25 protein-coding genes and 1 tRNA gene are annotated in these 25,483 nt (G+C 64.3%); 12 read left to right on the forward strand and 14 right to left on the reverse strand.

Annotation, left to right across the window (positions count from 1 at the left end; all coding sequences use genetic code 11):
* Nucleotides 1-48 precede the first annotated feature (48 nt).
* Nucleotides 49-306 carry a DUF1150 domain-containing protein gene (locus J8I29_RS20175; RefSeq protein WP_105863356.1) on the forward strand — a complete coding sequence of 86 codons (258 nt, stop codon included), beginning with the start codon at nt 49-51 and terminating at the stop codon, nt 304-306.
* A 367-nt stretch (nt 307-673) separates the two neighbouring features.
* On the opposite strand, the gene J8I29_RS20180 is transcribed toward J8I29_RS20175, so the two are convergent.
* From J8I29_RS20180 to J8I29_RS20190, 3 genes are all read right to left on the reverse strand, one after another.
* On the reverse strand, nt 674-1,495 hold the full coding sequence (locus J8I29_RS20180; protein ID WP_209433023.1) for a DUF937 domain-containing protein: 822 nt from the start codon (nt 1,493-1,495) through the stop codon (nt 674-676).
* A 347-nt stretch (nt 1,496-1,842) separates the two neighbouring features.
* On the reverse strand, nt 1,843-2,574 hold the full coding sequence (locus tag J8I29_RS20185) for a DUF2459 domain-containing protein (protein WP_209433024.1): 732 nt from the start codon (nt 2,572-2,574) through the stop codon (nt 1,843-1,845).
* 101 nt (nt 2,575-2,675) lie between these two features.
* A complete protein-coding gene (locus J8I29_RS20190) occupies nt 2,676-3,344 on the reverse strand; it encodes a TetR/AcrR family transcriptional regulator (RefSeq protein ID WP_209433025.1) in 669 nt (222 codons plus the stop codon).
* A gap of 81 nt (nt 3,345-3,425) precedes the next feature.
* Between J8I29_RS20190 and J8I29_RS20195 the strand changes: the two genes are divergently transcribed.
* On the forward strand, nt 3,426-4,163 hold the full coding sequence (locus tag J8I29_RS20195) for an SDR family oxidoreductase (protein ID WP_209433026.1): 738 nt from the start codon (nt 3,426-3,428) through the stop codon (nt 4,161-4,163).
* Between the two features lie 91 nt (nt 4,164-4,254).
* Here J8I29_RS20195 and J8I29_RS20200 read toward each other — a convergent pair whose 3' ends face one another.
* Nucleotides 4,255-4,443, reverse strand: a complete 189-nt coding sequence (locus J8I29_RS20200; RefSeq protein ID WP_146126942.1) for a hypothetical protein — start codon at nt 4,441-4,443, stop codon at nt 4,255-4,257.
* Nucleotides 4,444-4,585: 142 nt separating this feature from the next.
* Nucleotides 4,586-4,828, reverse strand: a complete 243-nt coding sequence (locus J8I29_RS20205; RefSeq protein WP_209433027.1) for a hypothetical protein — start codon at nt 4,826-4,828, stop codon at nt 4,586-4,588.
* A gap of 328 nt (nt 4,829-5,156) precedes the next feature.
* Here J8I29_RS20205 and J8I29_RS20210 point away from each other — a divergent pair, with 328 nt between their 5' ends.
* Nucleotides 5,157-5,435 (forward strand): hypothetical protein, encoded by a 279-nt coding sequence (locus J8I29_RS20210; protein WP_209433028.1) that lies wholly within the window; start codon nt 5,157-5,159, stop codon nt 5,433-5,435.
* 127 nt (nt 5,436-5,562) lie between these two features.
* Here J8I29_RS20210 and J8I29_RS20215 read toward each other — a convergent pair whose 3' ends face one another.
* Both J8I29_RS20215 and J8I29_RS20220 read right to left on the reverse strand, forming a co-directional pair.
* A complete protein-coding gene (locus J8I29_RS20215; RefSeq protein WP_105863348.1) occupies nt 5,563-6,345 on the reverse strand; it encodes an alpha/beta hydrolase in 783 nt (260 codons plus the stop codon).
* A gap of 234 nt (nt 6,346-6,579) precedes the next feature.
* A tRNA-Leu gene (locus tag J8I29_RS20220) sits at nt 6,580-6,664 on the reverse strand.
* A 209-nt stretch (nt 6,665-6,873) separates the two neighbouring features.
* Between J8I29_RS20220 and J8I29_RS20225 the strand changes: the two genes are divergently transcribed.
* Nucleotides 6,874-7,380 carry an NUDIX hydrolase gene (locus tag J8I29_RS20225; protein ID WP_209433093.1) on the forward strand — a complete coding sequence of 169 codons (507 nt, stop codon included), beginning with the start codon at nt 6,874-6,876 and terminating at the stop codon, nt 7,378-7,380.
* A 184-nt stretch (nt 7,381-7,564) separates the two neighbouring features.
* On the opposite strand, the gene trpA is transcribed toward J8I29_RS20225, so the two are convergent.
* The 3 genes from trpA to J8I29_RS20240 all read right to left on the reverse strand — a co-directional run bounded on the left by trpA (nt 7,565) and on the right by J8I29_RS20240 (nt 10,449).
* On the reverse strand, nt 7,565-8,410 hold the full coding sequence (gene trpA, locus J8I29_RS20230) for a tryptophan synthase subunit alpha (RefSeq protein ID WP_209433029.1): 846 nt from the start codon (nt 8,408-8,410) through the stop codon (nt 7,565-7,567).
* 138 nt (nt 8,411-8,548) lie between these two features.
* The gene (gene trpB / locus J8I29_RS20235) at nt 8,549-9,766 is read right to left on the reverse strand and encodes a tryptophan synthase subunit beta (RefSeq protein WP_209433030.1); all 1,218 of its coding nucleotides are present in this window, start codon (nt 9,764-9,766) and stop codon (nt 8,549-8,551) included.
* Nucleotides 9,766-10,449 (reverse strand): phosphoribosylanthranilate isomerase, encoded by a 684-nt coding sequence (locus tag J8I29_RS20240; protein ID WP_209433094.1) that lies wholly within the window; start codon nt 10,447-10,449, stop codon nt 9,766-9,768. The genes trpB and J8I29_RS20240 overlap by 1 nt, the downstream gene beginning before the upstream one ends.
* 75 nt (nt 10,450-10,524) lie before the next feature.
* Here J8I29_RS20240 and J8I29_RS20245 point away from each other — a divergent pair, with 75 nt between their 5' ends.
* Together J8I29_RS20245 and J8I29_RS20250 are read left to right on the forward strand one after the other, a co-directional pair.
* Nucleotides 10,525-10,992 (forward strand): hypothetical protein, encoded by a 468-nt coding sequence (locus J8I29_RS20245; protein WP_209433031.1) that lies wholly within the window; start codon nt 10,525-10,527, stop codon nt 10,990-10,992.
* Between the two features lie 188 nt (nt 10,993-11,180).
* Nucleotides 11,181-11,885 carry a M15 family metallopeptidase gene (locus tag J8I29_RS20250; protein ID WP_209433032.1) on the forward strand — a complete coding sequence of 235 codons (705 nt, stop codon included), beginning with the start codon at nt 11,181-11,183 and terminating at the stop codon, nt 11,883-11,885.
* Between the two features lie 3 nt (nt 11,886-11,888).
* Here the strand turns inward: J8I29_RS20250 and J8I29_RS20255 are convergent, their stop codons facing one another.
* The 3 genes from J8I29_RS20255 to J8I29_RS20265 all read right to left on the reverse strand — a co-directional run bounded on the left by J8I29_RS20255 (nt 11,889) and on the right by J8I29_RS20265 (nt 15,685).
* On the reverse strand, nt 11,889-12,812 hold the full coding sequence (locus tag J8I29_RS20255) for an SMP-30/gluconolactonase/LRE family protein (RefSeq protein ID WP_209433033.1): 924 nt from the start codon (nt 12,810-12,812) through the stop codon (nt 11,889-11,891).
* A gap of 146 nt (nt 12,813-12,958) precedes the next feature.
* Complete coding sequence (locus J8I29_RS20260; protein ID WP_280870949.1) at nt 12,959-13,990, reverse strand: polyamine ABC transporter substrate-binding protein; 1,032 nt, start codon at nt 13,988-13,990, stop codon at nt 12,959-12,961.
* Nucleotides 13,991-14,341: 351 nt separating this feature from the next.
* Nucleotides 14,342-15,685, reverse strand: coding sequence for a glutamine synthetase family protein (locus tag J8I29_RS20265; protein ID WP_348536094.1), 1,344 nt, complete (start codon nt 15,683-15,685; stop codon nt 14,342-14,344).
* A 116-nt stretch (nt 15,686-15,801) separates the two neighbouring features.
* Here J8I29_RS20265 and J8I29_RS20270 point away from each other — a divergent pair, with 116 nt between their 5' ends.
* Complete coding sequence (locus tag J8I29_RS20270) at nt 15,802-16,527, forward strand: GntR family transcriptional regulator (RefSeq protein WP_209433035.1); 726 nt, start codon at nt 15,802-15,804, stop codon at nt 16,525-16,527.
* A gap of 35 nt (nt 16,528-16,562) precedes the next feature.
* Here the strand turns inward: J8I29_RS20270 and J8I29_RS20275 are convergent, their stop codons facing one another.
* Nucleotides 16,563-17,633, reverse strand: coding sequence for a siderophore-interacting protein (locus J8I29_RS20275; RefSeq protein ID WP_280870891.1), 1,071 nt, complete (start codon nt 17,631-17,633; stop codon nt 16,563-16,565).
* 327 nt (nt 17,634-17,960) lie between these two features.
* On the opposite strand from J8I29_RS20275, the gene J8I29_RS20280 reads away from it, so the two are divergent.
* The 5 genes from J8I29_RS20280 (at nt 17,961) to J8I29_RS20300 (ending at nt 25,389) form a co-directional block, all read left to right on the forward strand.
* On the forward strand, nt 17,961-20,297 hold the full coding sequence (locus tag J8I29_RS20280) for a TonB-dependent hemoglobin/transferrin/lactoferrin family receptor (protein WP_209433037.1): 2,337 nt from the start codon (nt 17,961-17,963) through the stop codon (nt 20,295-20,297).
* Nucleotides 20,298-20,304: 7 nt separating this feature from the next.
* The gene (locus J8I29_RS20285; protein ID WP_209433038.1) at nt 20,305-21,036 is read left to right on the forward strand and encodes a hypothetical protein; all 732 of its coding nucleotides are present in this window, start codon (nt 20,305-20,307) and stop codon (nt 21,034-21,036) included.
* 15 nt (nt 21,037-21,051) lie between these two features.
* Nucleotides 21,052-22,746, forward strand: coding sequence for an SbmA/BacA-like family transporter (locus J8I29_RS20290; protein ID WP_209433039.1), 1,695 nt, complete (start codon nt 21,052-21,054; stop codon nt 22,744-22,746).
* A 139-nt stretch (nt 22,747-22,885) separates the two neighbouring features.
* Nucleotides 22,886-23,437, forward strand: coding sequence for a sterol desaturase family protein (locus J8I29_RS20295; protein WP_181161219.1), 552 nt, complete (start codon nt 22,886-22,888; stop codon nt 23,435-23,437).
* Between the two features lie 98 nt (nt 23,438-23,535).
* A complete protein-coding gene (locus J8I29_RS20300; RefSeq protein ID WP_209433040.1) occupies nt 23,536-25,389 on the forward strand; it encodes an FkbM family methyltransferase in 1,854 nt (617 codons plus the stop codon).
* The last annotated feature ends 94 nt before the right edge of the window (nt 25,390-25,483 follow it).

A 25,483-nucleotide genomic window follows, 5' to 3' on the forward strand; every position in this document is an offset into this window, starting at 1 on the left:
TCCGGTTGCCCCTTTTTTCCATTGTTTCTCAACGTTCAGGAGGTTCCTATGATCCGGAACGATAAGACTGCTGTGCCGACCCCCGAAATGCTGGCTGCCCTGGGCGCCGGGCATGTCGCCTATGTCAAGCCGATCATGTCGGAAGATGCCATGCGGCTCTATCCGCAGTTGGGCGAGATCCGCCCCGGCTTGAAGCTGTTCACCCTCAATGCCGCCGATGGTACGCCGATCATGATTGCCGATTCGGCCGAGGGGGCGGTCGCCAATGCCTGGCAGCAGGAACTGGTACCGGTTTCCTTGCACTAATATGAGCGGTCGCGATGTTTGACTCCCGCGTCGTTGCGGGCGTAGCGGAGCAATCCAGGAGCCATAGCTGCCGCGACGACGAGCGCTGGATTGCTTCGCTACGCTCGCAATGACGGGGTTTGGCTGACTGAGAAAACCTGTCTTAACAAAGAGCCAAGCGCGATTTGAAGACATCGCGCTTGGCTCAATCCAGGCGGCTTACGGGAAGTGTATCCGCGGGTCGCGGATCGAAGGCGGCGAAGCGCAGGCTTCGTCGCCTTTTTCTTGTCGAGACGCGCTTTGACTGCGGGATGCTTCAACCCAGCAGGCGTGGCGCGGGCATCTCGATCTGGCCGGTGGTGGCCGGCGCTGTCGCCTGAGGGCGTTTTTAGAGGAAGTACCAGGCGAGGCCGCCGACGATCAGGACGGCGATGATGAGGTAGAGCCAGGTCATGCTGCCGCTCGATGGCGGCGGGGGCGGGGGAGCGGCCTGGTGCTGCAGCTGGGGGCTGGGAGGCGGCCTGGTGTCGAGAGTCGAGCGGCTGGCCGGCGCTGCCGCTTCGGTGGATCCGAGGGTGGAGGTGCCCGCCTGCGCTCCCGGCGTGGCCGAGCCCAGCGTGGATTGGGGCGGCGTGGTGCGGAAGGCGCCGCTCACCGCCGTATCCAGCCCTTGCAGGAAGCCGCTGTCGGCAAGCCCTGCCGCGAGGCTGGCCGGGAGCGCCGCCGTGATCGCCTGTTTCTCCGCCGCGAAAAGCGAGGATATAGCATGGCCGTCCGCCCAGCTCTCGGGGGGCTGGTTGCCGAGGGCGCCGACGACGGCTGGGCCGACCAGGCCCAGCACGGAAGCGGCTGCCTGCGGCGGGGCGCCGGTGGCCTGTCCCAGGACATTGGCCAGCTGGTTGACGCCTTCGGTGCCCAGCAGGGGCGTGAGCACGTTGACGCCGCTCGCCAGACTATTGGCATCGCCGCTGATCACGCCGGCGGCCAGCGTATCGAACAAGCCTGGATCCTGGCTGGAGATCAGATCGGAAATGCCCCTGGCGCCATCCGGGGAAGAGGCCTCGCTGGCAAAGGCACCGAGCACGGAGGGAATGGCGGCGCCGACCAGTTTTTGGGCCAGCGCCGGGTCGATGCCGATGATTGCGGCGGTGCGCTCGATCAGATCGGGGGTGATCAACTGGGAGACGAGGCTTGGAAGATTGATAGCCATTTTATTCCTCGTGTCAGCAATTCATGGACACCTTAGTACCCAATTGTCTCCGTTGCAAAATCCAAGGAGACGGTTGCGCCTCTTCTTGTGTCCGGCAAATGCTTGTCAGGATGAGTTTTTCCGAAAATTCAAATTCCTTTACGGAATAGGAAAGATTTGAGTTTGGCGATGGGCTGCCACTTGGTGGACTCGCCTGGTCGATCGTCGGGCCGAGCAGCCGGGCCCGCCGAGGCTCGGCACTTGTTAAATCACGGCCGACAGTCGCAATGACGGCGGTTGACCGGTCAAGCATCAATCCCGTCGGTATAAGCGCGTCAAAACAAAGAATTAGAGAAAAACGGGCATTTCTAGCCTGAGTCGCCTTTGCGGAGCGGCCAAGTCACGCTGAAGCTGAAGGGGGCGAAGCGGGCATGGGGCAGGCCGGCGGCAGCGAGAGCCCCGGCCACCCACTGATTGCAGGTATTGAACGGTCCGTAGCGGCCTTTGGCGAGATAGAACGCCTCGAGCCCGACACCGCCCGGGCGCTGCTGGGCTCTGCCGGCGCTGTCCGGCTGCAGGCTCGCACGGATATGGGCGATCAGGGCCTGCCGGCCCTCTCTGTCGACCGCAAGGGGCAGACAGTCGGGGTTGGCGACCGGCGGATTGACGGCGACCACCCGGAGGGCGGTGTCGTGCCGGCCGGCCAGGGCCGCCAGGGCCGTCGACACTCTGGCGTCGGCCCAGGTCGGCGTTTCCTGGAAAAAGACGAGGTCTCCCCAGCCGAAGGCAAGATAGGCGTGGGATGGCAGGTCGGGCGGGGTAACGGCCGGAAACAAGCCCGACCAATCGACCAGGCTATCCCGGCTCGGCAGCACGATGTCGGCATGGGCGAGGGAGGCGCACACATAGAGCGTCGGCTCCCCCTCGGCTTGCTGGGTCCGCCCCGCCGCAGGCAGGAGCGCGAAGCCGAGGGCTGCGAGCACGAAGACGACAAGGGCCAGGAACGGCATGACCGCCAGCACGAACAGGAGGCGCAGGCTGCGCGAGAGCCTCGTACGTCCCACCGTTCCGGCCGCAAATCCACCGGCGGGATCAGGCATGCTGCGAAGACGCCTGCAAGGCTTCCCCCATGATGGCACAATGCGCGCGAAGCGAACAAACCTATTCGATCATAAGGCCCGCACGGGAGAAAGACGAGGGGTCAACCCTCGCCGTCCTCGGGCCTGGCGGTCCGCGCGTCCCATCCCGCCATGGCTACATCGGCGACCGCCTCCAGCTCGGCGCGGCTCGCCCCGTCACGGGCCACGATCGACATGCCGTTCTGAATGGTTTGCACGAAGCGGGCGAGGGCGTGGAGATCGGTCGCGGCCGGGATCTCGCCATCCGCCGCCGCCTGGCCGAGGCGGGTCAACAGCCGTTCGAGCGTGACGGCGCGCGCGGAGCGCACCAACTCGCCCAACTCGGCATGGCCTTCGCTGCCGACCGACGAAAGCGTGATCATGCAACCGCGGGGGATGTCCGCGACGCAGCCGGTCAGGGCGGCGGCCGAATCCATCAGGAGTGACCGGACGGCATCGCGCGCGGTCCCCGCGGCGTGAAACCTTGCCCAGACATATCCCTCATTGGTCTCGGCATAGTGGCGCAGCGCCTCGGCATAAAGGGCCTCCTTCGACTGGAAGGCGGCATAAAGGCTGGGCGCGCCGATGCCCATGGCATGCGTCAAATCGGCGATGGAGGTTGCTTCGAAACCCTTGGTCCAGAACAGGCGGGTCGCTTGCTCCAGTGCAGCGGCCCGATCGAAGGCACGCGGCCGCCCGCGCGCCGGGGGAGGCGCCGAGACGGCATCGGAGTTCGCGTCAGAATTTTGCATCGATCACTACATAAATCCATTGACCTTATTCGGCAATGGGCCTAGCATTTTTGTATCGATCACTAGATAAAGGCTGTGACCATGGAATTGTCTGGAAAGCGTGCGCTCGTGACGGGCGGGTCTCGCGGCATTGGCGCCGCAATTGCGATCGCCCTTGCCGAAAAGGGCGCGGATGTGGCGCTTACCTATGAAAAGTCGGCCGATCGCGCTGCCGAGGTCGTTCGGACGATTGAGGGCAAGGGCCGCAAGGCTGTCGCCATTCAGGCGGACAGCGCCGATCCGGCGGCGATCAAGCGCTCTGTCGACCAAGCGGCCGAGGCGCTGGGCGGCCTCGACATTCTCGTCAACAATGCCGCGATCGCGCTTTACGCATCGACAGCTGAGATCAGCGTGGAGGCGATCGATGCGATGCTCGGCGTCAACGTGCGCGGACCTGTGCTTGCCGCGCAGGCAGCCATTCCCCATCTTTCCGCTGGCGGACGCATCGTCACGATCGGTTCTGCGGGCGCCGAGCGCATCGTCGGACACCCCGGCACGTTCTACTATATGACCAAATCTGCCTTGCATTCGTTCACACGAGGCCTCGCCCAGGAGCTTGGGCCACGCGATGTCACCGTCAACCTGGTTCAGCCAGGGTCGACCGATACCGACATGAACCCCGCCAATGGCGAGTCCGCCGACTTCCAGCGCAGCCTGAGCGCGCTTGGGCGTTATGGTGCGCCGGAGGATGTCGCCGCCGCCGTCGCCTTTCTGGCGAGTCCCTCCGCGCGGCACATCACGGGCGCCATTCTGACGGTGGACGGAGGACAGACGACCTGAGCGGGATGATCCTGCCGCGAGGGACCGGCCAAGGGCCGGTCCCTCCGACTGCGTCTCGGCGAAAATCAATCCCCCAGGACCGTTCCGTCGCTCACACCTTTTCGGTCAGGTTGCGATAGACCTTGGCCGGCCAGGTCAGGGCATCGGGAAGCGCCCGGGCGATGCTGCTGGCGAAATCGGAGGCCGAGCCGCTGTTCCACTGCCCCTGGACCACCGGCGCCAGTTCGACGCCCACGCCGATCAGATAGACGATGATCAACAAGGTTAGAATGCCACGCATGGTCAGCTCTCCGCAGGCGGCCATACACGACATGGCCTCACATTCGGCCGGAGTGTCGCCAAACTTCGTGGCGGCAGCGTGATCGCCCGCCAAATAGCGCGGGGAAGCGGTGCGCGGGGGCGGAACGTGTCGTGATCGGCGCTCAGTCCCGCTCCCGGCCATTGCAATCGGCGGTTTCCTTCAGCCGCCCATAGACGCGTGCCATGGCTTGGCGGACGGCGAGCCTGGCCTTCACGGTGGCGATGCCGCTCGTCGCGCAGCTTGGCGAGGCAAAGTCGGGACAGGAAATGCCCCGCTCCAGCCGCTCGGCGGAGAGAACGCCGCAATCCTCGAACATCAGGCAGGGCTCCTCGCCGCCGTGCTGACCGGTCAGATGCATTCCCATATCGTTCTCCCCTGGTTCTGTTTGTAGGCTAACAATCCCTCAGCAGCGTGATAGCGGCGTGACCGGATTGTTTGGAACCTTCCGTCGCAGGCCTTGCGCAAAGCCGGCCGCCGCGGAGATAATCGCGAGCCTTGTAACGTGGCGGCTACACGCGATAAGCCAGTGATCTCCAGAGCAAAGCGCGTTTAAACGGAAACGCTTGTTTGCTCTCACTCTTTGGTTTGACGCGTTTTGCGATTCTTGGCGTCACCGCCAAATCGCAAAACGCTTTGACGCGCGCCTGAACGCACTTTGCCAGGCCTGCAACAACGCGACGGGGCTGCGGTATATGGCATTTCGACCCTTGGACTATGACGAGCACCCGACCGTTCTCGCGGCCGAGTATCAGCGTATCAGGGCGAGCCTATCCGACAACGAGGCGATGCTGCTGGCCTGCCTCACCAATGTGCTCAACGAATTGCCGGACTGGCTGGACGGGGATTATGCCGCCGGCAGTGCGCTCGACCATGCCAATACCGCGATCGAGGCGATGCTGCGGGGCTCCGGCCTGCTGCCGATTCCCCCGGAAGCGCGCGAGCGGGCCGAGAGATTGCGCGACGACAGCTGACTGGCGCCATGGCTCTCTGAAGTCCGGCTCCGGGCGGCGGTGTTTCCGGCAGCGGCGGTTTTCCCTGGCTGCGTGATGCGTCGGCAAGCAGACAATGCGTCGGCATTTTCGAGGCTGGCTGTCGTGTTCAGCCTGCCTGCCCTGTTGCTTCCAGGATCAATCCGGTGATCTCGTCGGGCCGGGAGATGAGGGAAAGGTGACTCGCCGGAACCTCGATGGTTGTCGCGCCCATGCGCTTGGCCATGAAACGCTGCAGGTCGGGGTTGATCGTGCGGTCCTCGGTCGACACGGCATAGAAGCTGGGTTTGGCGCGCCAAGCCGCACCGGCTGCCTTGCCGGCGAGCAGTTGTTTGCGGAAGGGTTGCTGCACGGCATAGAGCAGCCGGGCCTTGTCGCGCGGCAGATCGCCGCCGAAATCGCGAAGGAAGGCCTCCTCGCCCAACCACCCTTCGTCGCCGTCGAACACGATGCCGGCCGTCGCCGGCGGTGTCGGATAGGTCTTGGCCAGAGCGGCATAGTCCTCATTGGCATCGGGCGCGCGGGCGGCGACGTAGACCAGTGCCGAGACGTTGGGATGCAAGCCCGCCTCCGTCACGATCATGCCGCCGAAAGAGTGGCCGACGAGCACCGTCGGCCCGTCCTGCCTCGCCAGCACGCGCTCGGCCGACGCCACGGCCTCGGGCAGGGACGTCAACGGATTTTGCACCGAGATTGCGTTCAGGCCCTTGGCCTGCAGGCGCGCAATGACCTCGCTCCAGCAGGAGCCATCGGCGAAGAGACCGTGCACGAAGACGACGTTCCGCGCGCGGACGGGCTTGCCCATTCCGGCCGCGGTCGACTTTTGCGACATGATCAATGATGCCGCAACACCGGCGGCGAAGGTTTTCGAGAAGGTACGACGGTTCATCATGGTGCTTTATTCCAGGCGCTTTCCGATGCAGGACGGAACGTGATGCGTTCCGGTGGAGTCTTCGCTCCGGCAGGCCTGATCGTTACGCTCCCGCGCCGTTCTTGCCGAAACCGGCGCAAAGATGATTCCGCCGCCATCCCTTTCCGGCGCCCCGCAGGATCCGGCCTGCGCCCTGGATTTAGGCAATAAAAAAGCCCCTTCCAAATCAACGATCTGGAAGGGGCTTTCCGAAACTGGTGCCCAGAAGAGGACTCGAACCTCCACACCTTGCAGTACACGGACCTGAACCGTGCGCGTCTACCAATTCCGCCATCTGGGCGCGGGGGTCTTCTAGGGGGGCGGAGAGCCGATGTCAACGCCCATTTGCAGTTCTTGCGACAGCTTGATGAAAGCGCCGTGAACCGGGCGTTCCGCCTTGCGTTTGACACCTTGCTGGGCTTGTCTGCGCGGAATTCGAACGGAGTGATTGCCTTGCCTGCAGCGATTCTCGACGAGGCCCTGCTTTATGACGGCTGGAACCGCCTGCTGATGGTCAAGGCCCGCACGCCCGGCGGCGCGGTGATTCACCGCAGCGTCGAGGACCACGGCGATGCGGTGACGGTCCTGCCCTTCGATCCGGAGCGCCGCCAGGCGCTGCTGGTGCGCCAGTTGCGCGTGGCGATTCTCAAGGGGCATGGCGTGCAGGCCTCGCTCGAGGCACCGGCCGGCGTCCTCGACGAGGACGATCCGGCCGATTGCGCCCGGCGCGAGGCGATGGAGGAGGCGGGGCTGGCATTGAAGGCCCTGGTCCCACTCGGTGCGGCCTTCGTGATGCCGGGCATTTCGACCGAGAAGATGCACATGTTCCTGGCCGAATATTCGGCGGCAAGCCGCGTGGGGCCCGGCGGCGGCCTGGCGGAGGAGAACGAAGAGATCGAAGTGGTCGAGATCGGGCTCTCGGAATTGGCCGCCATGGCGGACCGCGGCGAGCTTTGCGACCTCAAGACCTACGGCCTGGTGCAGACGCTCCGGCTCAGGCGGCCGGAGCTGTTTTAAGGGATGATTGCGCGGGTCCCATCCCTTCTCCCCTTGCGGGAGAAGGTGGCACGAAGTGCCGGATGAGGGGTGTCTCGACATTTCCGAGAGGGCGCGCGACCCCTCATCCCCCTGCCGGGACCTCTAGTCAACTCAAGAGAGTTGACGGCACCCGCAAGGGGAGAAGGGCATAGGTATGCGGGCCTTATTTCCTGACGCTGCGGGCGCCCTTGGCGATGTCGCCGACCAGCGCGAGCACGGCCGGGACGGTCTTGTCGGTCGCCTTGTTGTCGGCATCGAGGCTGGTGCGCACCGCTTCCACCAGAGCCGAGCCCACCACCACGCCGTCGGCGCCCTCGGCGATGGCCCGGGCGTGCTCGGCGGTCTTGACGCCGAAGCCGACGCAGACCGGCAGGTCGGTATGCTGCTTGATGCGGCCGACGGCGCCGGCCACCACGCCGAAATCGGGCGTGGCCGAACCGGTGATGCCGGTGATCGAAACATAATAGACGAAGCCGGAGGTGTTCTGCAGCACCTTGGGCAGGCGCTTGTCGTCCGTGGTCGGCGTCGCCAGGCGGATGAAGGCGATGCCGGCCTTCAGCGCCGGCAGGCAGAGCTCATCGTCCTCTTCCGGCGGCAAATCCACCACGATCAGGCCGTCGACCCCAGCCTCCTTGGCATCGACCAGGAAGCGTTCGACGCCATAGATGTAGATCGGGTTGAAATAGCCCATCAGGATGATCGGCGTGGCGTCGTCGCCCGGGGTCTTGTCATTGCCCTTGCGGAATTCGCGGATGACGCCGAGCGTCTTGGTCAGCGTCATGCCCGCCTTGAGGGCGCGCAGGCCCGCGGCCTGGATGGCCGGGCCGTCGGCCATCGGATCGGTGAAGGGCATGCCGAATTCGATGATATCGGCGCCCGCCGCCGGCAGGCCGGCGAGGATCTTGGCGGAGGTCTCGATATCGGGATCGCCGGCGGTGACGAAAGTCACCAGGGCGGCGCGCCTTTCGGCGGCCAAAGCGGCGAAGCGGGCGGTGAGGCGGCTGGTCATGGGGTCACAAGCTCGGAGCAGGGGGCGGCAGGATGGGATGGCGCCCCGGGACCGCCGGCATCCTGCCGGCCTCTTCCGCTCCCACGGGCGCAACGTTTCCAAGAGCCGGCAGGATGCCGGCGGTCCCAGGGAGGAACATCACAGCGACGTTCCCAGAATCTCGGCAACCTGCGGCACGTCCTTGTCGCCGCGGCCGGAGAGATTGACCACCATCAGATGATCCTTGGGCCTGGCAGGCGCGAGCTCGGCCACCTTGGCGAGGGCGTGGGCCGATTCGAGGGCGGGAATGATGCCCTCCAGGCGCGACAGCAGCTGGAAGGCGTCCAGCGCCTCCTGGTCCGTCGCGGACAGATAGGTGGCGCGGCCGATCTCGTGCAGCCAGGAATGTTCCGGCCCGATGCCGGGATAGTCGAGCCCGGCGGAAATGGAGTGGGCTTCTTCGATCTGGCCGTCGGCATCCATCAGAAGATAGGTGCGGTTGCCGTGCAGCACGCCGGGACGGCCGCCGGCGATCGAGGCGGCGTGCAGGCTGTCAAGGCCGTGTCCGGCCGCTTCCACGCCGATGATCTCGACCGAGGGATCGTCGAGGAAGGGATGGAACAGGCCCATGGCATTGGAGCCGCCGCCGATGCAGGCGATCACGCTGTCGGGCAGGCGCCCCTCGGCCTCCATCATCTGCTCGCGGGTCTCGCGCCCGATGATCGACTGGAAATCGCGCACCATGCCCGGATAGGGATGGGGCCCGGCCACGGTGCCGATGCAGTAGAAAGTGTCGTGCACATTGGTGACCCAGTCGCGCAACGCCTCGTTCATGGCGTCCTTGAGCGTCTTGGCACCTGATTGCACCGGGATGACCTCGGCGCCGAGCATCTTCATGCGGAAGACGTTGGGTGCCTGGCGGGCGACGTCGACGGCGCCCATGTAGACGACGCATTTCAGGCCGAAGCGGGCGCAGAGCGTGGCGGTGGCGACGCCGTGCTGGCCGGCGCCGGTCTCGGCGATGATGCGCGGCTTGCCCATGCGGCGCGCCAGCATGATCTGGCCGAGCACGTTGTTGACCTTGTGCGAGCCGGTATGGTTCAGCTCCTCGCGCTTCAGATAGATCTTGGCGCCGCCGAAATGCTCGGTCAGCCTTTCGGCGAAATAGAGCGGCGAGGGCCGGCCGACATAGGTGGCAAGGTGCCCCGCCATCTCCTTGTGGAAGGCCGGGTCTGCCTTGGCTTGCTTGTAGGCCTCCTCCAGCGACAGGATCAGCGGCATCAGCGTCTCGGCGACGAAACGTCCGCCGAACTGCCCGAAATGACCGCGCTCATCGGGTCCGTTGCGGAAGGAATTGAGCTTGGAGGTGTCGGTCATCATTGCGGCCTGTTGTCAGCGGGGCTCGTGAAGGCGGCGGCATAAGCATGCCTTGCCGTTTCCACGAAAGCCCTGATCTTGTCGGGGTTCTTCACGCCGGGCCGGTCTTCGACGCCCGACGAGACGTCGACCCCGTCGGGGGTGCTGATGCGGATGGCTTCGGCAACGTTGGCGGGATCGAGCCCGCCCGATAGCATGAAGGGCAGGGTGCGGTCGAGATGCTTGAGCAGCGTCCAGTCGAATGCCACGCCATTGCCGCCGGGGTGGGCGGCATCCTTGGGGGGCTTGGCGTCGAGTAGCAGCCAGTCGGCCACACCACGATAGGCGGCGGCACGCGTGAGATCGTCAGCACTGGAGACGCCGATCGCCTTCAGGACCGGCAGGCCGTAGTGCGCCTTGACCGCAGCGACGCGCTCCGGGCTCTCCTTGCCGTGCAGTTGCAGGGCGTCGGGGGCGAGCGCCGCGACAATGGCATCGAGCCTGTCGTCATCGGCATCGACGGAGAGCGCGGCCTTGCGGGCGCGGCCCGATACCTGCGCACCCAGCTGCGCCGCCTTGTCATAGCCGATATGGCGCGGCGATTTCTCGAAGAACACGAAGCCGACCATGTCGGCGCCGGCGGCCAGAGCCGCGTCCAGCGTTTCGGGGGTGGAGAGACCGCAGATCTTGATCAATGCCATAATCAGGTCGAGATAGTTGCATCCGGCGCGCAATGCCAGTGAAATTACAGGCAGCATAGAGTCGGGGAGAGCAGGGGAATGTTCCCGAAAGGGCTGTTTATTGGCGTTTTGACCGCGCTGGCCGGTCTGGCAGGCATCGCTGGGCCTGCCTCGGCGGCGCTGTGCTATGCCCGCGACTATGATACGGCCCATTTGGTCAAGCATGTCGACCAGCGCGTCACCCGCATCACCGTGCGCCTCCTGGCCGACAATGGCTCGGGCATCGGTATTGGCCTGTGGTTCCGGGGCGACAAGCGTCAATGGTGGGCGGGCGGCGGCTGCCGGCAGCAGGGAGCAGTGTTTTCCTGCAAGCTCGACGGCGATGGCGGCATGCTCACGGCGACGCGGAACGCTAAGGGCATCCGCCTCGACGTTCCCGCCGCCGGCCTGCAGGTGGAGCATCCCGACGCCCAGGGCAATGCCAGCTTCCAGGCCGTCGATGGGCCGGAGCACCGTGTCTTCCTGCTTTGGCCAGCGCCGGAGACGACATGCGAGCCGCAGAATTGAGGGCTGGCCACCACCCCTCATCCCCCTGCCGGGACCTCAAGCCAACTCAAGAGAGTTGGCGACACCCGCAAGGGGAGAAGGAAGCAAATAGGTTGAGGCCATTGATTGCGTCGATGGCTCTTCGTCCCCCTCGGAATATGACCAACAAAATCCCTTCTCCCCTTGCGGGAGAAGGTCCCGGCAGGGGGATGAGGGGAGCAGCACTTCCCTCGTTTCTGCTGACGACCATCATCGCCATCAGCCTATTCTCTGCGCCCGCCCTTGCCGCCGACCTGCCGCCCGGCTTCGTCCGCCTGGCCGATGTCGCGCCTGGGATCCGCCAGGACATGCGCTATGCCGGCGCCCATAATTTCGTCGGCCGGCCGATCGCCGGCTATGCAAGTCCGGCCTGCTGGCTGCGGCGGGAGGTGGCGCAGGTTCTGGCGGCGGCCGCCCGCGATTTCGAGACGCGCGGCTGGCGCCTCGTCGTCCATGACTGCTATCGGCCGAAGCGTGCCGTGGCCGATTTCGTCGCCTGGGCCGGTGACGCCGACGACCAGGGTACCAAGGCCGAGTTTTATCCCCGCACGGCGAAGTCGAAGCTGTTCGCGCTCGGCTATATCGCGCGCACGTCGATGCATTCGAAGGGGATTGCCGTCGATGTCGGGGCGGAGCAAGTCGATGCTGCCGGGCAGGTGGTGCCGCTCGATTTCGGCGGCGGCTTCGATCTGTTCGACAAGGTCTCCTGGACCGCCAGCAAAGCGGTGTCACCGGCGGCTGCCGCCAATCGCAAAGCCCTCGTCGCCGGCTTTGCCGCGCATGGCCTCGTCAATTACGCGCGGGAATGGTGGCACTTCAGCCTGCCCGGCGCCGCTGGGGCGCCGGCTTATGATGTGGTGATCAGGGAGCCCTGAACACTATTTCTTCGGCCGCTTGGCGCCCTGGGTGTTCAGATACACCGCGTAGAGCGAGGTGGTGCCGCAGATATAGAGGCGGTTGCGCTTGGGGCCGCCGAACTCGACATTGGCGACGACTTCGGGGATGAGCACCTTGCCGAGCAGCGCGCCATCGGGCGCGTAGCAGATCACGCCTTCGCCCGACGAGGTCCACACATTGCCGTGGATGTCGACGCGCAGGCCGTCGAACAGGCCGGCCGGCGAGGTGGCGAAGACCTTGCCGCCCGAAAGCGTGATGCCGTCCTCGCCGACGTCGAAGACGCGGATGTGGCGCGGGCCGTCCTCGACATGGGTGGCGCCGGTGTCGACGATATAGAGCTTGGATTCGTCGGGCGAGAAGGCAAGGCCATTGGGCTTGACGAAATCGGTGGCCACCGCCGTGAGCTTTCCGCCGCGCGCGGGGATGCGATAGACATAGGAGGCGCCGATTTCGGAGGGGGCCGCATCGCCCTCATATTCGGAATCGATGCCATAGGTCGGATCGGTGAACCAGATCGAGCCATCCGACTTCACCACCGCATCATTGGGCGAGTTCAGGCGCTTGCCCTCATATTTGTCGGCCAGGATGGTGCGGCTGCCGTCATGCTCGATCCGGCTGACGCAGCGCCCGCGATGCTCGCAGGCGATCAGCCGGCCCTCGCGGTCGACGGTGTGGCCGTTCTGGTTGCGGCTGTCATGGTCGTAGACCGAGACCGAGCCGTCGGTCTCGTCATAGCGCAGCAGCCGGTTGTTGGGGATGTCGGACCAGATCAGATATTTGCCGGCCGGAAAATAGGCCGGACCCTCCGCCCAGCGCGTGCCGGTATAGAGCTTGTCGAGCTGGGAGTTGCCGAAGATGAGCGCCTTGAAGCGCGAATCGACGACCACGAATTCCTTGGGGAGCATGTCGGTTCCTCGTTCGTTTTGGTTGGCGGCATGGAACGACAATTGCCCGGCAAAATCAATTCATCGGACAAAAGAAAACGGCGCGTAAACCGCGCCGTTTGAGATCCCTCCTGCGTGCCGGAATTCCGGCGCGCATTGGTATCGGTTCACTGGCCCGTCTTGACCCGGGTCCAGGTGCGGGTGACCAGCGTCTGGACCTTGGCCGCGTAGGGTTGCACGGTGTAGGTCTTGGCCAGCATCTCGTCGTTGAGATAGATCTGCGGATTGTCGGTGATCGCCTTGTCGACCAGGGGCTTGGCCGCCAGCACGCCGGAGGCGAACTTGGTGGCATCGGCATTCTTGGCGGCGACGTCCGGACGGATCATGTAGTTGATGAAGGCATGGGCCGCGTCGACATGCTTGGCGTCCTTGGGAATGGCCATGGTGTCCATCGACATCAGCGTGCCTTCCTTGGGCACGACATAGTCGACCTTCACGCCGTTCTTGGCTTCCTCGGCGCGCGCCTTGGCCTGGTAGGTATCGCCGGCCCAGCCGATGGCCAGGCAGATGTCGCCGTTGGCGAGCGCGTTGATATATTCGGACGAGTGGAACTTCTTCACATAGGGCCGGACGGATTCGAGCAGCTTGCCGGCGGCCTCGATGTCCTTCTTGTCGGTCGAGCCTGGTTCCTTGCCGAGGTATTTCAGGGCGGCGGTCAGGACGTCCTCGGGGCTATCGAGGAAATAGACACCGCAATCCTTGAACTTGGCGAGGTTCTCGGGCTTGAACACCACGTCCCAGCTGTTCAGCGGCTTGTCGCCGTAGACGGCCTTGGCCTTGTCGACATTATAAGCGATGCCCGTGGTGAACCAGGTGTAGTCAACGAGGTATTCGTTGCCAGGATCGTAAACCGCAAGATTTTCCATGATCTTGGGCCACAATTCCTTGTAGTTCGGCAGTTTGGACTTGTCCAGCTTCTGGAATACGCCGGCCTTGATTTGGCGCGATGCGAAGGTCGCAGAGGGGAAGACGACGTCATAGCCGGAATTGCCGGCGAACAATTTGGTTTCCAGCACTTCGTTGGAATCCATGGTGTCGTAGACCACCTTGATCCCGGTTTCCTTGGTGAAATCTTCGAGCACGGTCGGGCCAATGTAATCCGACCAGTTATAGACGTTGACGACCTTGTCCTCGGCCATGGCCTGGCCCGCGAGCAATGCCACGGCCGTGGCCGCGAGAGCCAGTTTCTTGAAGGCTGACATCGGGAACACCTCCTCTGGGTGAGCGCCGCGCATTCCCGGACGCGACGCTGTCGTGCGAAAGCTAGAACTCCTGCTGAATCTGCTCAAGCCTTCCGAAGGGTTTTTCGTGATGTTTAATGAGGCAGAAGCAGTTCGGGACAGGAGCGGATGTTCAGGGCGGTCCATGCCAAAGGCCGTAGTCCTGACCGTCTCGAGGGGTGGATCCGTCATCCCCGGCCTCGCCGGAAGCGGCAGGAAGGGACGGCGGACGGAACTTCATGGCCGCCGGTCGAATGCGGGCGAGCCGTTCTATAGATAGGTTTCGTACTCCAGGCTTGAGATCCGGCGCTCGAACTCGGCGCATTCGAGTTCCTTCATCACCGCATAGATTTCGGCGAAGTGCGCGCCGAAATGCCGGCGGGCGAAATCCGAGGCCCGGAACAGGGCGACGGCTTCCTGCATCGAACCCGACAGCCGGGGGGCGCCGAGATCATAGGCATTGCCGATGATCGGCTCGGGGGCCGGCATCTTCGTCTCCATGCCTTCGTGCATCGCCGCCAGGATGGCGGCGAGGACGAGATAGGGATTGGCGTCGGCGCCGGCGATGCGGTGCTCGATGCGGGTGGCGGCCGGGCTGCCATTGGGGATGCGCACGGCCACCGAGCGGTTGTCATAGCCCCAGGTCAGCGAGACCGGCGCATAGGAACCCGGCATCAGGCGGCGGAAGCCGTTATAGCTCGACACGAACAGCAGGGCCGTCTCGGGCATATGGGTCAGCATGCCGCCGACGGCATGGCGCAGGGTTTCGGCGCCGGTATCGGGCTTGGCGAAGACATTGGCGCCTTCGGCGTCGAGAAGGCTGGCATGGATGTGCATGCCGGAGCCGGCGGTGTCGAGATAGGGCTTGGGCATGAAGCTGGCGCGCAGGCCGTGCTTGCGCGCCACGCCCTGGATCATCCGGCGCAGCAGCACGGCGTCGTCGGCCGCCGCCATGGCATCGTCGCGATGGTAGAGATTGATCTCGAACTGCCCCGGAGCGGCCTCGGAAATCACCGAATCCGCCGGCAACCCCTGGATCTTGGCCGCCTCGCGCATCTCCTGGATCACCGGCGCGAAGGTGTCGAGATCGGAGATCGAATACATGTTCTGGCGGGCGGGGCCGGTGTCGCGGTGGAACACCGTCTTGGGTGTCTCGCCCGGTTCGCCGCCGCCCTGCAGCAGGTAGAATTCGAGTTCGAAAGCCACCACCGGCTTGAGGCCGCGGGCGGTGAACTTGTCGAGCTGGGCCTTGAGGATATGGCGCGGATCGAGCATCCAGGGCTGGCCATCCGGCAGATACATCGAGATCAGCGCCTGCATGGCGGGTTGGGGAGACCAGGGCACCGGCTTGAGCGTGCCGGGGACCAGGCGGCACAGGCCGTCCTTGTCGCCGGTCTCGATGTGGATGCCGGTTTCCTCGACCTCGCGTCCCCAGACATCGAGGCCGAACATCGATTGCGGCATCGCCACCCCGTCCTTGAGGACCTTGTCGATCGCCGAACCGGGCAGCCATTTGCCGCGGAGAATGCCGTTGGTATCGGGAAGCAGCACTTCGATGACGTCGACTTGCGGGGCTGGAGACAAGCCTGCCGCCTCGCCGGCGAGTTTGTTCACGCCGTGCGTTTGGAATCCCATGGTACACCGAGGTTGTGAATGCGTCGCATCTTGACGCATCCTTCATCTGGGCTAATTGTGATCACAAATTTGTGCCATGTCAAATGGAGTCCGTTTTGCCCAAGCCGAGTTCGCCCAAGCTGAATTCGCCCACGCCGAGTTCGAAGTCGAGTTCGCCGAAGCCGGGCAGCAGCGAGCCCGCCGGCAAACTGGCGCCCGTGCATGACAAGGTCTATGCGGCGATCCGCAGCGGCCTGGTCGGCGGGCAATTCGTCCCGGGCCGGGCCGTGACCCTGCGCGGCCTGGCCGAGATGCTCGGCGTCAGCCCGATGCCCGTCCGGGCCGCGGTGACGCGATTGGTCACCGAAGGCGCCCTGACCCTGACCGCGACGCGCCGGGTCAGCGTTCCCGTGATGACGCCGGCCCGCTTCGAGGAACTGGTGCGCGTGCGCATGCTGCTGGAAGGGGAAGCCGCCGAAAGGGCGCTGCCCGCCATCGACGCCGAACGCCTCGCCGCCATCAGGGCGCATGACGACGAGGTCGAGCGCTGCCTGGCCGAAGACGATGCCGAAGGCTATATGCGAGCCAACCACGCCTTCCATTTCGCCATCTATACGGCGGTGCCCTCTTCGGTGCTGCTGCCCCTGATCGAGACGCTCTGGCTGCAATTCGGCCCGTTCATGCGGCTGGTCTATGAGGACCTCGACATGAGCGGCCTCGTCGATCAGCACCATCGCGCCATCATTGCGATCGAGCGGGGCGACGCCAAGGGCCTGCGCGACGCCATCGAAGCCGATATCGGTGATGGCATGCGCATCATCGGCAAGACGGCGCTGGGCTGAGCAGGCTTGGCAAGCGGTGCGCCGTATCCGCTGCTTCAGTGGCCAGGTTCGCCGCGATGCCAGTAGGCGACGGCGCTGACGGCATGTTTGGGAAGCCGCAGGACCTCGCGCCAATGGTGGCGCAGACGCCGTGCCGTCTCCGCTTCCGCGCCGAGCCAGCACTGGAAACGGCCTTCGGAGGGAAGGGGCGCCGCGATGGCCGCCTCGGCCAGGAGGTCGCTCTCGCCGGCCGGCCGCCCCCGCCTCAGCAGCCATTTGAGTTCGACGCCTGCCGGCGGCACGAGAGGCTGGATCTCGTCGGCATCCGCCACCTCGATCAGGGCCAGCCCGCGCGCTTGGGCAGGCATGGCCTCGAAGATGCGGGCAATCGCGGGAATGGCCGTCTCGTCGCCGGCGATCAGGTACCAGTCGGCCTCGTCGATCTCGCCGCCGCCCGGCCCGATCATGCCGACGATGTCGCCGGGCTTGGCCCGTGCGGCCCAACCCGAGGCGATGCCTGCATCGCCGTGCAGCACGAAATCGACGTCGATCTCGCCTGCTGCCGCGTCGATGCGCCGGATCGTGTAGAGGCGTTGTGTCGGCCGGCGTTCTTCCGGCGGCCAGGTGCGGCGCCCGTTCTTGGCAGGGCGAGGCCATTCCGGCTTGTCCAACCCTGCCGGCGGAATGAGCAGGCGGATATGGATGCCATCCCGCGTGAAGCGCTGAAGATCCTCCCCGGCAAGGGTGATGCGACGGATCAGCGGCGTCACCTGAGCGACCCGCCTGACCCGCATCTCGCGAAGGCCGGGTAGAACGGTAATATCGCACCCGTCACCCGTCCACGCCAGTTCGGGCTTTTCGGCCTGTGCCGCCTTTTCGAGGCGCAGACTCAGCATGAATTTGAGAGCCGACAGGCCCTGTTCCGTCGCGGCCTCGGCGCGGATCGTCAGTTCGCCCGGACGCGCGGCGAGATAGGCGGTTCCCCGCCCGCGCGGCAGCTCGACTTGAGCAGTTTCCCCTGTGCGCCTGGTGGGAAACTCGTCCGTCTCGAAGTCGTTGCAAATTGAATTCAAGTATTCATTTCCAAGACTTGTCTCGATGCGAAGCTCGGAATTCAGGATGCTCATGGCGATATATCTCGGTGGGGAAAGCTGTCGGCAAGCCGTCACTCTCCTATCGTGACTCAGAAAATGATTCAATATCAATATTTTAGATGAATTAAAACCTGTGCAGCAACGGATGTTCGCGAGGCCTGGCGACGATTGCGGCCAAGGATCGAACGTTAGTATGCCAAATTGTGCAGTTTGAAGTTTTTCCGAATAAACTGTGTACTAAGTATGCTTGTTTTTTTGCGTATATTGGAATTCGTATAATTATCGTACAATTTATTATTTTGTGTTGATTCATGTTGCTTGTATCGTGTTTATGCCCTCGGGGTTTACTTGGGGGTTGAAATGGAGACGAGGATCATCGTGGCGGCAGGCCTCCTTCTGGCAGGCTGTGCAATGGCGGCCCGGGCGCAGGAGGCCGAGCCGCGGCAAGACCATCCCGCCGCGCCAGCGGCGCAAGCCGGCACTGACGAGCCGGTGATGCTGGAGCCGGTTACCGTTGTGGCGGAACGCGCCAAGCGCCAGCTTCTCGACGTTCCGGCCACCGTGACGGTGATTTCGGACAAGGAGCTGAAATCGCATATGGTGCGCGACATCGATGACCTCACCCGCTACGAACCGGGCATCACCGTCGGCCGCAACAGTTCGAGCACGGATCCCTTCGGCGGCAATGGCGGCTTCACCATCCGTGGCGTGGGTGGCAACCGCATCCAGATGCGCGTCGACGGATCGCGCATCCTCGACGGCAACACCGACGGCACGCGCGACTTCGTCGACCTGCCCTTCATCAAATCGGTCGAGATCATTCGCGGGCCTGCCTCGGCGCTTTACGGCACCGACGCGGTCGGCGGCCTGGTTGCCTTCACCACCAAGGACCCTGCCGATGTCATCAAGGAGGGGCGCAGTTGGGGGCTGGAAGCGAGCACCAATTTCGACAGCTACAACAAGGCGCTGGTGAATACCGTCCTCGGCGCCTGGCGGGTCTCTCCCAATCTCGAGATCCTGCTGGGTTATTCGGTCAAGAAGGCGAGCGAGGCCAAGCTCTCACGCGCCCGGGCCGATGGCGGCCGCTATGGCTGCCCGCGCTGGGTCGAATACGGCGCCATCGATTGCGGCAGCTTCAACCCGCTGGACGAACTCGGACAGAACTTCCTCGCCAAGATCGTCTGGCGGCCCACCGAATCACTGGAGCTGAAGCTCACCGGCGAGATCTTCGATCGCAACAGGGATGCCGATATCCTGTACAATCGTGGGCCGGTCACGGTGCGCACGCTCGCCAATCCCAATCCGCCGCAGCTGCCGTTCATTCATTCCTACACGGCCGACCAGGAATTGACGCGCTACCGCATCGCACTCGACGGCCTGTGGAAGTCCGACTACGCCTTAGCAGACCAGATACGCTGGAACATCACCTGGTCGCCGCAGCGTCGCGAGGTCACCGGCCGCGAACACCGCACTCTCGCCAATGGCAATCAGCAATATCAGGACAATGTCACCGAGTTCGGGCAGCGCTTCCTGCAGGCCGGCCTGCAGATCGATTCGTCCTTCAAGCTCGGGCGCAGCGACCATAAGCTGGTCTGGGGCTTCGACGGCGAATATGGCTACACCGACTATGTCCGCAATCGCACCACGCGCGTGTTCACCCCGGGGGGCATACCGGTCTCCAACACCACCGTCGTGCCCTATACCTGGAACTTCGCCGATTCCAACACCAAGCGGCTCGACGCCTTCGTGCAGGACGAGATCAGCCTGCTGGACGGCAAGCTGCTGATCACGCCGGCGCTGCGCTATTCCTGGAACCAGATCACGCCCAAGCCCAAATCGGACTACCGGCCGGTGCCGGGCTATGTGCTCAGGCAGCGCGAAGAGGCGGCGCTGACCAAGAAACTCGGCATCGTCTACAAGCTCGACGAGACCTATTCGGTGTTCGGCCTCTATGCCGAAGGCTTCCGCATGCCCAATGCCGAGCAGCTCTATACCGGCTCCTCCTCGGGCCAGCCGGACAACAATCTCGTGCCGGCGCCGAACCTGAAGCCGGAGCGGGTCCGTTCCTTCGAGGCGGGACTGCGCGGGCGCTATGGCTGGGGTTATTTTTCTCTATCCGCCTTCCATGCCGACTACACCAACTTCATCCAGAATTTCGTGGAGATACCGGCCAGTTCGGGGAACGGGCTCGACTATACCTGGGCCAACCGCGCCAAGGTCCGGCTGAGCGGCATCGAAGGTTCCGCCGAGGTGCAATGGGCTGAACACTGGAGTTCCAGCCTCAGCCTCACCTATCAGTACGGCGACCAGAAGACGACGCGCGACGCGCCCTGGACCCCGTTCAACGGCGCCAGCCCCTTCACCGCCGTCGCCAGCCTGCGCTGGACCAGGCCGGAGCAAGGGCTGGAAGTCGAGATGATCGGTACCTTCGCTTCCAAGGTCAGCCGTGCCAGCGCTCCCGATATCTTCAAGCCCGGCGGCTATGCCGTCTTCGACCTTCTGGGCAGCTGGAAGCCGACCGAGAACGTCACGCTAAGGGCCGGCGTCTTCAACATCGCCGATACGCGCTATTTCCGCTGGCCGATGCCGACCACCTATAGCCGGACGGCGAGTTCCAACGTTGCCTTCTCCAATCCGCTCGAATTGCAGACCGCCGCCGGCCGCACGTTCAAGCTCGGCGCCAACATCACCTTCTGAGGGCATCATGAGTCAGCAAAGACTGCAGCGCGAGCGCCTGCTGCATCCGGCCGCCGATGTGCTGGAGGCGGCGGGACGCCTCGGCCGGGTGATGCTCACCACCAGCCAGGGCGGCGCCACGCATGAGCGCATGGGCACGGTGGAGCGGGTCGTACGCTCGGGCCTCGGCATCCGGCTGGTCGGGGCGGCCCATGATGCCGAGATCGACGCGGCGGCGCTCGGCGTCGTCATCCTCGATCGGACCGGCCGCATGAAGGACAAGGCGCTACCGCGTCTGGATTTCCACGGCCGGGACGGTGCGGTGCTGTTCAGCCTGGTCGGCCTCGATGGACTCGAGCCTTTCGATGCGGGCATCGCCGACCTGCGCGGCATGCCGGCCGAGGCGGCGGTGCCTGCCGCGCCGGCGGAGCGCGGCGAAATGGCCGAGGCCGACCCCGGCGCCATCCCTTTCGAAGTCGCCCGCTGCGCCGGTGTGCCTGTCCGCATCGAGTTGCAGCGCGAGGGGCTTCGGCAGGCCTGGTCCGGCATCATCGAGGCGGTCAAGCCGGCCATGGGCTTCATCAATGTGATGCAGCCTGATTTCCACCTGCATCTGCGCGCCGGGGCCGTGGCGGCCTGGCGCATGCGGGCGGGCCGGGCCGGAGCGGGCGGGGTGGAACTGCTGGCGGAAAATGCCGCGGGCGACTGGATCGGGCTGGTGGTGCGCGGCCCAGAGGCCGCCCTGATACGCCGGAATTGAACGAAGGTTGATTCGATGCCACCGATCCTGCGCCAGATGGGGCGATTGCTGCGCCTCTGCGTCACCGGGCCAGGCGGCTGGGCCGGCCTGGCCCTCCTCCTCGTCGTGCTCGGCCTCAATCTCGGCGGCGTCTATGTCAGCCTGTTGATGATCGACTGGACTGCCCAGTTCTTCGGGGCCCTCGAAAAACGCGATGCCGGCGCGGCGGTCGGCCAGATCGGCGTATTCGGCCTGCTGATCGCAATCGGCGCGGTGATCCATCTGTCGGCCGTCTATCTGCGCAAGAGCGTGCAGATCCGTTGGCGGCGCGCGCTGACTTCGGCCGCGCTCGACCGCTGGCTCGGCAACAGGACCCATGTGCGCCTGCGCCACGCCGCCGCCGCGCCCGACAATCCCGACCAGCGTATCGCCGAGGATTGCCGGCTCTTCGTCGACAAGTTCACCGAGGAAGGGCTGGAACTGGTCTCCAATCTGGTGGGACTGGTTTCCTATGTCGCTCTGCTATGGTCCCTGTCCTCCTTCCCGCTCGCCTTCACCTTGTTCGGTGTGGCGGTGGAAATTCCGCGTTACATGGTGTGGGTGGCCCCACTCTATGTGCTGGTCGCCTGCGGGCTCACCCATTGGCTCGGCCGTCCCCTGCTGCGGCTCAACATGCAGCAGCAGAGCCGGGAGGCCGATTTTCGTTTCGCGCTCGCAAGGCTGCGCGAATCCTCCGACGCCGTGGCGCTCATGGAAGGGGAGGCGGCCGAACGGCGACTGCTCGATGCCCGCTTTGGCGCCATCATGGGCAATTGGCGGGCCTTGATGAACCGCGATCTCATCCTCGGCTGCTTCACCCGGCCCTATCACACCACCGTGCTGCGCATTCCCTTGTTCCTGGCCCTGCCGGCCTATCTTGCCGGGCATGTCGCACTGGGCGGGCTGATGAAGCTCGCTTCCGCCTTCCAGAACGTGGTCACCACCCTGTCCTGGTTCATCTTCTCCTACCGCGACCTGGCTGAACTCGCCGCCGCCATCCGCCGTCTCGACGGCTTCCTCGATGCCCTCGGCCGGGCCGCGGAGCGCGAGGGCGTCCGGACCGGCAGGAGCGGGCTCGATCATCTTTCCATCCGGGGCCTCGCCTTGGCCACGCCCGAAGGCCGTCCCCTCAACATCCTGTCGGATATGAGATTGGAGAGGGGCGAGAATGCCTGGCTGGCCGGCGCGTCTGGCCTCGGCAAGAGCACCCTGATCAAGGCGATGGCCGGCCTGTGGCCGCATGGCGAGGGACGGGTAACCCTGCCGGCCGGCAGGCGGATCGCCTTCCTGCCGCAGGCGGTCTATCTGCCTCTAGCGGATCTGCGTACCATCCTCGCCTATCCGCAAGATCCCGGGGCACTGCCGCGGCAAGCCTATGCCGAGGCGCTCGAACTTGTCGGCCTCGAGCATCGGCTGCCGGGTCTCGACGATGGCGAGCCGCCGCTCGGCCTTTCCGGCGGCGAGCAGCAGCGCCTGGCTCTGGCCCGGCTGATCCTGTCGCGGCCGGACTGGGCCGTGCTGGACGAGCCGACCAGCGCCCTCGACGCCGCCGCCGAGGCGCAATTGTTCTCGGCGCTGCGGGGCGCGCTGCCGCAGACCAGCTTCGTCGTGGTGGCGCATCGCGAGCCGGCCGGCCTGGGGCCGCTGCGGCGAATCGAGCTTGAGCCGCACAGGCTGGAGGCCGCCTCATAGAGAGGCATGATTTTTGCTTTGTTGACCCGCGACGAGAGAGGGCCGAGCGCGCTGCTAGGACGCAGCACTTTGTCCTCAAACTGTCGCAATCGCGGAGAAATATGCTCTAGCTTCCAAAGTGCATCGAATGGTGAAGCGCATGCGTTTGAACAAAATTCTCTATTTTGGCGATTTTGTACTCTGCCCTGCTGCGGCCTTCGGCCTGCTTCTCTTGACTCTTCTGCAGCATGACGCCACCGCCGCCGGCATCTGGGCGATGGCATTCGTGCTGGGCTGCATCGGCTGGACTTTCGTGGAATATGCCGTGCATCGCTGGGTTTATCACGCGGTACCCTTCTTCGACCGCATGCACGATGCCCATCATCAAGAGCCCAAGGGCATGATCGGAGCGCCGTCTTTCTTGAGCGTCGGCGTGATTTTCCTGGTGTTCTACTTGCCGCTCTATTTCGCCAGCCAGGCCTTTGCCGGCGGCTTTACCAGCGGCATCCTGCTCGGCTATGTCGCCTATATGCTGGTGCATCACGCCTCCCATCACTGGTCGCCGCAGCCGGGCAGTCTGCTCTATCGCCTGCGCTTGGCGCATATGGTGCATCATTATCGCGGCGAGGAAGGCAATTACGGCGTGGTCACCTCGTTCTGGGACCATATCTTCTCCACCTATGTCGAACCGCAGCGGCGGCGCGCATCCTGATCGGGCAGGCGGTTGGCCCGGCGATCCCGTCAAATCGCGAAACGCTTCGTATTCCGGCATTGATCAGGCCGGCGCCGGTCGCGTAGGGTCGGGATCCCATGCCCAATCTCGTACACGACATTGTCCGCTACCAGAACAAGCGCGGCGGCGCCCACCGAGCCGGTACCCTTACGACGTGGCCGCTCGAGCGTATGGAATATTATCTGAAGGATCACTTCAAAGGGCAGCCGCTACGCTCCGTCGAAACGGGTTGCGGTGCCTCCACGATATTGTTCTCCCATTACGCGCAAGAGCACACCGCCTATTGTTACGACGACAGGGCCGAGGAGAATTCGAGCGTCAATTTCGCGCTCGGATTTCCGGGACAGAAGAAGAATGTGAACTGGATCTTCGGGCCGACGCAGCGGACGATTTTCAGCAACCCGCTTCAGCATGACGTCGACATCGTCCTGATCGATGGCCCCCACGGCTATCCGTTTCCGGAATTGGAGTATTTTGCCTTCTACCAGCGCCTCAAGGTCGGCGGCATCCTGATCCTCGACGACATCCACATCCCGACGATCAACAATCTCTATCGATTCCTGATGCAGGACGACGGCTTCCACCCGCAGGGGCTCGCCGGAGCGACGGCCTATTTTCAGCGGAGCGCCAGCCCCGCCTTCAACATGGAAGGCGATGATTGGTGGCTTCAGCGCTACAATGTACAGAAGTTCCCCGCGCGCCGATTCGATCGCATCGAGGAAAATTTCAAGCTCCCTGTTAGAATCGACTTCCAGGGAAAGCTCAATGAACCGCCGCCATTCCTGGCACGCGGCTTTTCGCTTCAGAACGGGCGGCCCGTGACGGAGGGATACACCTCGCTGATCCAGCTGAAACTCGGGCTGAAGGCACCGACGAAGCTGACCTTCGATATCGAACTGAGGCCGATCGGTGTCAGCGAGCGGCGTAAGCAGTTGTCGGAGCAGCCGGGCTTCGGCGTGGTCGTCGACAATAGCGAGATCGGCTCCTACGACTTCGAGGGCGCTGGCCGGCGGAGGATACGCTTCGAGGCACAAACCCGGGGCAGCGACGTCGTCGAAGTGGAATTCCGGCATCATGGCCTGCTGGCGGGCAACGCCCTGCCCGATTGGGAGAAGTCGGAATCCTTCGACAACCGTTATCCCAATTTCTGGCTCGATTCGATCGATGTCGCTTTGGATGATCGGCTTGATGTCAGGCCCAATCTCATCAGCCGTGTCGACGGCAGCGTGATATCGTTCGATTACAAGGCCGAGCGCGTGAGCTTCCTCGTCAATGACGAGGCTGATTCGGTGCAGGCCTTCCATGCCAGCGGACAATTCTACGAAGCCGAGGAACTCGAACGCATTCGAGCGCGCCTTCCTGACAATGCCGGCATCCTCGATGTCGGCGCGCATCTCGGCAACCACACGGTCTTCCTCGGCAAATTCGCCGACGCCCGCATGATCGTCCCGATCGAGCCGCAACCGGGGGCCGCGGCCTGCCTGCGCATCAATTGCGCCTTGAACCGGCTGACCAATGTCGACCTCTCCTATCTCGGCATTGCCTTGAGCGATCAGGCCGGCGCCGGGCAGACCTTCACCCACAGCAAGCACAATACGGGCGGCACGGTGATCCGGCAGGCCGACGAAGGCCCGGTGCAGATCGCCAGGGGGGACGATATCTTCGCCGGGCATGACTTCGATTTCATCAAGATCGATGTCGAGGGCATGGAGTTGAAGGTGCTGGGCGGGCTTGAAGCCACCATACAGCGTTGCCGCCCGATCCTGTTCGTCGAGGTCACCGAGGCCAACGAGGCCCAGTTTCGCCGTCTCGTCCGGGAATGGAACTATGCGGTCCTGTGGTCCGGCCAGACTTATCCCAAGCTCACCAATTTTCTGCTCGAACCCGGCAAGCCGGCCAAACCGGCCAGGCGATGGTTCTGGCGGTCATAGAGAAGGCGGGCTCTTCAATTTAGGTTGCGCTGCCCCTCACCCTTCCCCTCGCCCCGCCTCTTGCGGGGAGAGGGGAAGGGTGAGGGGCAGCGCA

This window comes from Labrys sp. LIt4 (assembly GCF_017813775.1).
Classification (GTDB): Bacteria; Pseudomonadota; Alphaproteobacteria; order Rhizobiales; family Labraceae; genus Labrys; species Labrys okinawensis_A.